Genomic DNA, 8,538 nt, shown 5'->3' on the forward strand with positions numbered 1-8,538 from the left:
GTGTGTGAGAAGTGTCGGGAGGAGCTTGTTGCAAAGGTTCATGTGGGAGCGTGGTGACGACGAGGCCTGCCGCGTGGCGGGCTGTTCTTATTTGTGGCGCTCTGTATCATGATGGAGCGGTGACAGACGGATAGACGATGTCATGGCGGATTGACATGGGCGACAAGGCCGCAATGGCGGCGTTACTGCCGTGGTCGGAGACGCTGCGGCTCACGTGCGAAACAGAAAATAACGAGATGCTGACCAACCCCGCCGTGAGGTTTGGCGGTGGGGCTTTTTAATGCAGATGGTCGGCGAACCGGTCGGTGATTTTCAAGGTGTCCACGGTTTGACGGTTACTGCGAGCCGACCATGGGTGAAGTACATGCTGCGGGAGCTGGTGCGTTCGGCACACACGGTCGCGTAAAAACCATTGACGGTGAGGTCTCACCTACCGGGACTTGACACGGCCGTCCAGACCGTACGATTTAGGCGCTTCAGACCGTTTCTGCTACAATGCTTGATAGGCAAATCGACACATAGCACATAGCAGGATGCACCTTCCTGGTGGCGGGAGGTTGTGCAGTGAATCAGTTTGTGTTTGTCGGCCCTGGCCGCATCGGTACCGCGCTTACACTCGTATTTGAGGATGCGGGCTACGAGGTTTTGGGAGCGTACACCCGGAACGTTCGCGGAAACCCGGCGGTACGGTACACGTCGTTGACAGGCCGCCCTGTTTTTGATCTGGCGGAGGAGCCGCGTCCCCTGCAGGAGGCTGACGCAGTCTTTGTGACCGTGCCGGACAAAGCTGTGGCCGCAGTGGCGAAAGGATTGGCGGACACCGGTCAGCTCCGGCCCGGCCAGGTGGTTGTGCACACAGCCGGCGCACTCGCGAGCAGCGCGTTGGATCCGGTTCTCTGTGCAGGTGCGCTTCGGCTGAGCTTGCATCCACTGCAGACGATTTCGGATCCCGCGGGCGCAAAGGAGTTGCTGCGCGGAGCTTTTTGTACGCTGGAGGGGGATTCCACCGCTGTTGAACGGGGGCAGGAATGGGTTCAGTCCTGGGGCGGGATCGCCATCTCCATTGCTCCATGCGACAAGCCGCGCTACCACGCGGCAGCGGCGCTCGCATCCAACGGGCTCGTCTCGCTCGCAGCCGTGGCGGCCTCGTTGTTTCCGGCTGCCGATCCGCTGAAAGCACTCTGGCCGTTGCTAAGAGGCGCCCTGGGGAACCTAAAATCCGCAGGATTGCCCGCCGCCCTAACAGGCCCTGTTGAACGTGGTGACCTGGAGACGATTCAACTGCACCTGGATGCCATGAGAGATTTTCCCACGGCGTTGCGTGTTTATTGCGCACTCGGGGAAGCCACGGTCGGCTTGGCCTTCGCAAAAGGCAGTCTGACGGCGGACGAGCGTGAAACGCTTTTTCGGCTGTTTCGCAGCGCCTCGGCGGACCAACCGCGAACCACAAAGATCGACACGGACCGTGGTGAGGAGGCGTGAATATGGAACAGAAAACGACGGTGCAAACACTGCTGAAGATGAAGAAGGCTGGCAAACGGATCGCCATGATGACAGCGTATGACTATCCCACCGCCCGTCTGTTGGACGAGGCGGGATTGCACGTCCTGCTTGTCGGCGATTCCCTGGGCATGGTGGTTCAAGGCCATACAACCACCGTCACGGTCACCCTCGACGACATCGTCTACCACACGAAAATGGTATCCCGGGGGGCGCAGCGAGCGCTTGTCGTTGCGGACATGCCCTTTTTGACGGCTCACTTGTCAGAGACTGAGGTGATTCGCGCAGCAGGCCGGTTGATGCAGGACGGCGGTGCTCACGCCGTCAAGATAGAGGGCGGAAGCCATCTGGCTCCCGTCGTGAACCGGTTGGTTGAGGCTGGCATTCCGGTGATGGGCCATCTTGGCCTGATGCCGCAATCGGTGCACGCCATCGGCGGGTTCACTGTGCAAGGCCGCACGCGCGAGTCAGCACAGCGCATGCTGGCGGACGCCATCGCACTGCAGGAGGCCGGAGCGTTCGCCGTCGTCCTGGAGATGGTGCCCGCTGAGGTGGCGGGGTACATCACGAAGCGCTTGCGCATCCCCACCATCGGAATCGGAGCCGGCCCGCAATGCGACGGTCAGGTGTTGGTGTTTCACGACATGGCCGGATTCACCGATGGCTACATACCGAAACACAACAAGCGCTATGCGAACCTTGCGGAAACCATTCTCTCTGCAGCTAGATCTTACGTGGAAGAGGTCACTTCCGGAGCGTTTCCGGGAGAAGCGCAGACTGTGCACCTGAAACCGGAGGAATGGAAAGACCTCGAACCATTGTTTGCAGACCATACGCTGGAAACCAAACGGAGGTGAGAACTGGATGAGGCGAATCGATTCCATTGTCGAGTTGCGCGGTGTCATTCGGGCTGCGAAACAATCCGGAAAGACCGTGGGCTTTGTCCCGACGATGGGTTATCTACATGAAGGCCACTTGAGCCTGGTCGACGCGGCTCGCCGGGACAACGACTTGGTGGTGGTGAGCATCTTTGTCAACCCGTTGCAGTTCGGGCCGAACGAGGACCTCGACCGTTATCCGCGCGATCTCGATCGCGATTCCTCCCTGCTGGAGCAGCGCGGGTGTGACGTGCTGTTCGCTCCGTCCGTAGAGGAGATGTACCCGCGTCCCATGGAGACGATGGTGGAGGTGACGGATCTCGGACGCCGGTTGTGCGGCAAGACACGGCTAACCCATTTCCGCGGCGTGGCAACGGTCGTCAGCAAGTTATTCCACATTGTCACACCGGACCGGGCGTACTTTGGCCGCAAGGATGGCCAGCAGGTCGCGGTGATTCGGCGCATGGTGCAAGACCTCAACTTCCCCGTCGAGATCGTCGATGTGCCAACCGTACGGGAGCCGGACGGATTGGCCATGAGTTCGCGCAACCTCTACCTCACCCCCGAGGAACGCCCGCACGCGACGGTGTTGTACAGGGCGCTGCAGCATGCCAAAGAGCGCATTCTCGCAGGTGAGCGGGACGGCCGCACCCTTGCGAACTTCGTGGGTGAGATCGTTGCGTCAGAACCTATGGTGAAGCTCGATTACGCCGAGACCGTGTACCTTGACGATTTAAAGCCGGCGGACGTTCTCGAAGGCCGTGTGATGATTGCCGTCGCAGCGTATGTCGGCAAAGCACGGCTGATCGACAATCTTCAGTTGATCATCGAGGGTGGTACCGTCCGAGAAATCTGATCTTTAAAAGGTCCGGCAGCACTCCAGTCTGTCAAGGATGCGCGGCACTGGCAGTGATGAGGGTCCGGGGAGGGTGCTGTAGTTGTCTGGGCAGAGTTGCTTAACCGGTGGTGCAGCGCGTAGCCGACTTTCGGACCAACGGGCTGGGTGCGGCGTGAATTCATCAAGGCGTCAAACGTTGAAGTGTTATATCGCCGACCGTCCATAACCTTTCTGCCCCCATCTTCCGGCGCGGGGTTTCGTTCACTGCAAAATCCCTGTCCGCCCCGCCAACGGCTGGTGTCGCGGGGCGGTCTCATGCCCCACTAACCGTCGTCAGGAATTTTCATACCACTGCAACGTCATGCAAGACAAACCAGCCATTGAGTATTGACTTGGCTCGTATCGCACATACAACAGAACATATGTTCGGTATGTGCGAGGTGCCATCCATGTCTCGTTTACTCCGCCGTTCCATCGAGATTCTGGAGTTTGCGTCAGACGAGTTTACGCCGCGCGTGTTCCGGGATCGTGGCGTGATTCGTGTAATTGCGGATCTCATCGACCGCTGGGCTGAATCCGGAGACTGGCTGAACGGAGACCGAGACAGGTGGGTGTTTCGCGTCCTCACCGAAGACATGGGCGTTTTTGACCTCAAGTTTGACAGCACCCTTGTCAGGACAAGGGTTTGTGGGTGCAAGTTTGCACTACACCAACATCCCCATCGGTTGATGGGGATGGCGCTTCACCGGCTCAAGTCCGTTCAGTTGTCCTCGGAGTTCTCATTCTCTGGAGATGGTGTGCCTTCGGGGCTCGATGCGTTTTTCTTGGCGACCCGCTTTTCTTTCGTGACGTCTATCATCTTGCTGGGCTTCGGGATGTTCAACCGCCCCATCACGTCGGCCACGATGGCAGGCGCTGGCGGTACAATCAGAAACGTCTTCTCGAGGAATACCACAGGTTGTCCTGTATCGATGAGAACTGCCTCAGGTCTTGGTGTTGCTCCCGAATCTGCTGACTGACAACCCGTCCACGTTTGTGGTACCCCACAATGTACGGAAATCCGGCTTCCTTAAGAAGCTCAATGTTCTTCTGGGTCACCATTCCCCGGTCACCGACGAACACGCACTGTTCCACGGAGAACTCCTGTTTCAGGCGTTCGAGAATCTGCGGCACGGTCTGCTTGTCGGCGGTGTTGCCCGGGAACACCTCATGCGTGACGGGGAGCCCGTCCGGGGTCACCAACAGCCCCAACTCCACCTGTTCCAGGTCAGGACGGTGCGTGCGGGAGTAGCCATGGGCGGCAATCGGGCAATGGAGGCCGGTCACCGGCATCGTCACGCCTCGCGTGGTCATGTGTGGTTACGTGTTGAGCGCCGTGTTGTCCGCCCTGGCGGGTATGCTGATATCCGCCTACATCGGAGTGGCGTCGATTGGCGTCGGGGACCTCTACACGTTGAATTCCGTCGCCGCGTCCGTCATTGGCGGCACCCCGTTCACCTGCGGCACCGGGGGCTTGGCCGGGACGTTTGCCGGCGTGTTGATCATGCAGTGCCTACAGAGTCTGCTCACGATGTAGAACGTGTCGAGTGCTGGCCAGTTCATCAGGCAAGGCGTGGTGATTGTGGTGATGGCGGCCATCAATCAATGGCGGTTGAAACACACCCGGTAACCCGATGAGCGCGGGATCACCGCGGGGCTGGCCCGCGCCAGTTCACGGGTCATTCGGATGTGTGCACAGAATTTAGCGATTCAATTTGTTCACCGATCCATATCCGCGGGAAAAGACAGGTTTCTATAATGAATCCGAAAATCCATTCCCGTCGCGTAGAGGGCGCCGGCAGGCGGCCCCATGTGCTTGGTGAGGGGGTCGGAGATGTTCACGTACGTCGTGCGCCGGCTGTTAGGGACGATTCCTGCCCTGGCCGGCGTCGTGGTGATCACGTTCATCGTGTCGCGGGTGTTGCCAGGCGACCCAGCGGTGATGATTGCCGGGGAGCAGGCCACCCCGGACGTGATTAACAAAATCCGCGTCGAGTTGGGGATGGACAAGCCGCTGTACGTCCAGTTTTGGCGGTATCTCGTGCAATTGCTGCACGGCAATCTTGGTTTTGCCTGGCACACCGGACATCCGGTCGCGTCGGACTTTGCGGTTCGCTTCCCCGCCACGCTGGAACTCACATTGGCGAGCATTTTCATCGCGGTTTTGGTGTCGATCCCGGTGGGCGTGTACGCGGCCACGAAAAAGGAGTCCATCTTTGATCACCTGACTCGGGTGTTTTCCCTCGTGGGTGCTTGTACCCCGATTTTTTGGCTTGGCTTGATATTGATTTACATATTTTACGCCAAGTTGGGTTGGGCGCCGGCGCCTTTGGGCCGCATCAGTCAGAGTGTGAATCCTCCCACCCACATCACCGGTTTGTATGTGTTGGACAGCCTGTTGAGCGGGGACATGGTGGCGCTCAAGTCATCCCTGGGTCACTTGTTGTTGCCGGCCCTCTGTTTGAGCACCAGCACGATGGCAATTGCTTCTAGGATGATGCGTGCGAGCATGTTGGAGGTCCTCTCCCAGGATTACATGCGCACCGCCAGGGCGAAGGGGCTGCCCGAACGGCAGGTCGTCTACAAGCACGGGCTCAAAAATGCGGTCATCCCGACCTTGACGATTTTGGGTCTGCAGTTCGGTTACCTGCTCGGCGGCGCGGTGATCACGGAGACCATTTTTGCTTGGCCGGGCATCGGCAGTTACATCACGCAGTCTATTTTGGCGACCGATTACAATCCCATTCAAGCATTTACGCTCATCAGCGCCGTGATCTTCAGCCTGGTGAATCTCGGCGTCGAGCTGGTCTGGGCGATGATTGACCCACGCATCCGCCTGCAGTGATTTGTCCCATCCCGACGCTTGCGGAGGAGGGTGCCGATCCGATGAATGCCTCATTACAGATACAGCACGCCCGCCCGGTGGTTCGCTGGCGGCGCCACCCGGTGGTCAAGGTGTTGCGCAATCCGGTGACCATGCTCGGACTGCTGCTGGTGGTGGTGTGGTTGTTCTGCGGCGTGTTCGCGCCGCTTGTGGCACCATACAACCCTGACCAGCCTAACGTCAGCGCGGCCCTGCAAGCACCGGGGATTCACCACCTGTTCGGGACGGACAACTACGGCCGGGACGTGTTCAGCCGGGTGGTCTACGGCGCACGCATCTCCATACCGACCAGCTTGGTCGCCGTCGCCATTTCCTTTGGCATCGGCGTGCCCTTGGGCGCCGTCGCAGGGTACTACGGCGGCACCGTGAGTGCCGTCATCATGCGCGGCATGGACATGCTGTTGGCCTTTCCGTCGCTGGTGCTCGCCATGGCCATCGCCGCCGCGATGGGACCGGGGCTGCGTAGCGCGATGATTGCGGTGGGCATCGTCGGGGTTCCCGAGTATGCACGGTTGATGTACGGACAGACCATGTCGTTACGTTCCAGGGAGTTTGTGGAGGCCAGTGCGACGTTCGGATCGACCAACCGGGCGATTGTGATGAAACACATCCTGCCCAACGCCTTGGCCCCCCTGATTGTGAACGCCACGATTGGCCTTGGGTTTGCCATCCTCACCGCCGCGAGTCTGAGTTTTCTCGGGCTCGGTGTGCAACCGCCCACCGCCGAGTGGGGGGACATGATTTCCGAAGGCAGCCAGTACATCGTCACGGGGGATTGGTGGATGGTGACGTTTCCCGGATTAGCCATCGCCACCTCAACTTTGGGGTTCAATTTGCTGGGGGACGGGCTCCGCGACATCCTGGACCCGCGCCAGTCCAGCGAATGACCATAGAAAATCCGACGCTTGGCGGATAAGGGGGATGTCTATGCAAAAGGTTAAGTTCATCGCCGGCGCACTCTCCGCTCTGATGGTTCTGGCGGCCGTGGGATGCGCGCCAAACGCGAACGAAAAATCGGCGAATACGCCCCCAGGTACGAGCGCCCCAACAGGGACCAGCGATCAAACCCTGACCATCGCGTACTCCGATGGTGGGCAAACGCTCGATCCGGCGGAAGCCAATGATCTGACGTCCGACACGTTGGTCCTGGCGACGTACGACCAATTGGTCACGTACGGGACCCAGACGGTGGATGGGCGGCAGATTGCCAAGACGGACGAGATTAAGCCGATGCTTGCTAAGTCTTGGGATGTGTCACCGGACAACCTGACATACACGTTTCATCTACGGGAGGATGCGAAATTCCAAGACGGGAATCCGGTGACGGCGGACGCTGTCCAGTTCTCCCTGGACCACGTCAAGAATTCGAAGGTTGGCAGCTTCCTGTATGGCCTGATGAACATCAAGTCGGTCACGGTGAAGGACCCGCACACGGTGGAAATCCAACTGAACAAGCCGAACCATCTGTTCTTGCAGATGCTCGCCATGTACACGTTTTCCATTCTGGATCCGTCGGTGGTCAAGGCTCACGGTGGGGACTACCTGAAAGACCACACGGCGGGTTCGGGGCCGTTCCAGCTGGATAAGTGGGACCCCGCCACGGAAGCGGACTTCACGGCTAACGCCAGCTACTGGGGGGGCGCGCCGAAGCTGGGTCATGTGGTGTTGAAGTTTATCCCGGACGCCTCCAACCGGACGATGCTGGTGAGCAAAGGCGGCGTGGACATGGCGATTGAAATCCCGCCGCAGGACGTGGACACGCTCAAGTCCAACCCCAACCTGTTGGTACGTTCAGATCCGAGTAACCGCATCCTGTATTTTGCAATGAATTGCAATGTCAAACCATTCAATGACCCGCGCGTGCGCCAGGCGATTGCATACGCCGTCCCGTACGATCAGCTCGTCCAGGATGTCATGCATGGACAAGCCAACAAGATGACTAGCGCCGTCCCGCACAACATGCCGGGGCACACGGATGACGGCTACGTGTACAGCCACGACTTGGCGAAGGCGAAGGAGCTGCTCAAAGAGGCGGGGTATCCGAACGGGTTCACCTTCACCTTGACGCTGGGCTCCGGCTTCCAGGACTGGAAGGACGACGCCGTGTTGATGCAGGCGGAGCTGAAGAAAATCGGTGTGACGATGAACATCCAGAACGTGGCCCGCGCCCAATTCCTTGAGATGCAAAAGCAAAAGAATTTGACCGCGTTCATCTCCAAGTGGACTTCGTTCGTCAACGACCCGGGTTATCACCTGGGATTCCTGCTGTACAGCAAAGGGTCTGCGGACTACAACAACTATGTGGGGTCTGCTGAACGAGTCTTTCTGCGAGATTCGACGGCACTTGGTTTGTATGCTGTTGTATGGCGTCTTGGCCTGCCGCCAAACGTCACGCGAGC

The 8,538-nt window shown here is 59.1% G+C and carries 8 protein-coding genes and 1 pseudogene; 8 read left to right on the forward strand and 1 reads right to left on the reverse strand.

The window, feature by feature from the left end:
* Window positions 1-564 precede the first annotated feature (564 nt).
* The 4 genes from BM357_RS16870 (at window position 565) to BM357_RS20780 (ending at window position 4,235) form a co-directional block, all read left to right on the forward strand.
* Window positions 565-1,482 carry a Rossmann-like and DUF2520 domain-containing protein gene (locus tag BM357_RS16870; RefSeq protein ID WP_074956235.1) on the forward strand — a complete coding sequence of 306 codons (918 nt, stop codon included), beginning with the start codon at window positions 565-567 and terminating at the stop codon, window positions 1,480-1,482.
* Between the two features lie 2 nt (window positions 1,483-1,484).
* Entirely contained in the window at window positions 1,485-2,357 is an 873-nt protein-coding gene (panB, locus tag BM357_RS16875) for a 3-methyl-2-oxobutanoate hydroxymethyltransferase (protein WP_074956238.1), read from the forward strand.
* A gap of 7 nt (window positions 2,358-2,364) precedes the next feature.
* Window positions 2,365-3,234, forward strand: a complete 870-nt coding sequence (gene panC / locus BM357_RS16880; protein ID WP_074956241.1) for a pantoate--beta-alanine ligase — start codon at window positions 2,365-2,367, stop codon at window positions 3,232-3,234.
* Window positions 3,235-3,665: 431 nt separating this feature from the next.
* Window positions 3,666-4,235, forward strand: a complete 570-nt coding sequence (locus BM357_RS20780) for a DUF6504 family protein (RefSeq protein ID WP_425426564.1) — start codon at window positions 3,666-3,668, stop codon at window positions 4,233-4,235.
* On the opposite strand, the pseudogene BM357_RS16885 reads toward BM357_RS20780, so the two are convergent.
* Window positions 4,165-4,536, reverse strand: a pseudogene (locus tag BM357_RS16885) (IS1634 family transposase); the annotation flags it as partial. The gene BM357_RS20780 and the pseudogene BM357_RS16885 overlap by 71 nt on opposite strands.
* A gap of 55 nt (window positions 4,537-4,591) precedes the next feature.
* On the opposite strand from BM357_RS16885, the gene BM357_RS16890 reads away from it, so the two are divergent.
* From BM357_RS16890 to BM357_RS16905, 4 genes are all read left to right on the forward strand, one after another.
* Window positions 4,592-4,792, forward strand: a complete 201-nt coding sequence (locus tag BM357_RS16890) for an ABC transporter permease subunit (RefSeq protein WP_245784061.1) — start codon at window positions 4,592-4,594, stop codon at window positions 4,790-4,792.
* A gap of 297 nt (window positions 4,793-5,089) precedes the next feature.
* On the forward strand, window positions 5,090-6,100 hold the full coding sequence (locus tag BM357_RS16895) for an ABC transporter permease (RefSeq protein ID WP_074956250.1): 1,011 nt from the start codon (window positions 5,090-5,092) through the stop codon (window positions 6,098-6,100).
* A gap of 41 nt (window positions 6,101-6,141) precedes the next feature.
* On the forward strand, window positions 6,142-7,026 hold the full coding sequence (locus tag BM357_RS16900) for an ABC transporter permease (protein ID WP_074956253.1): 885 nt from the start codon (window positions 6,142-6,144) through the stop codon (window positions 7,024-7,026).
* A gap of 40 nt (window positions 7,027-7,066) precedes the next feature.
* A partial coding sequence (locus BM357_RS16905) for an ABC transporter substrate-binding protein (protein WP_074956256.1) occupies window positions 7,067-8,538 on the forward strand: 1,472 nt, incomplete at its 3' end.

It is taken from the genome of Paenalicyclobacillus macrosporangiidus (assembly GCF_900116805.1).
In the GTDB taxonomy this organism is placed as follows: domain Bacteria; phylum Bacillota; class Bacilli; order Alicyclobacillales; family Alicyclobacillaceae; genus Alicyclobacillus_H; species Alicyclobacillus_H macrosporangiidus.

Excerpts from the sequence above, each read along its gene's own strand:
- panB (WP_074956238.1), top strand. The coding sequence starts at position 1,485 with ATGGAACAGAAAACGACGGTGCAAACACTGCTGAAGATGAAGAAGGCT.
- panC (WP_074956241.1), top strand. The coding sequence starts at position 2,365 with ATGAGGCGAATCGATTCCATTGTCGAGTTGCGCGGTGTCATTCGGGCT.
- BM357_RS20780 (WP_425426564.1), top strand. The coding sequence starts at position 3,666 with ATGTCTCGTTTACTCCGCCGTTCCATCGAGATTCTGGAGTTTGCGTCA.
- BM357_RS16895 (WP_074956250.1), top strand. The coding sequence starts at position 5,090 with ATGTTCACGTACGTCGTGCGCCGGCTGTTAGGGACGATTCCTGCCCTG.
- BM357_RS16900 (WP_074956253.1), top strand. The coding sequence starts at position 6,142 with ATGAATGCCTCATTACAGATACAGCACGCCCGCCCGGTGGTTCGCTGG.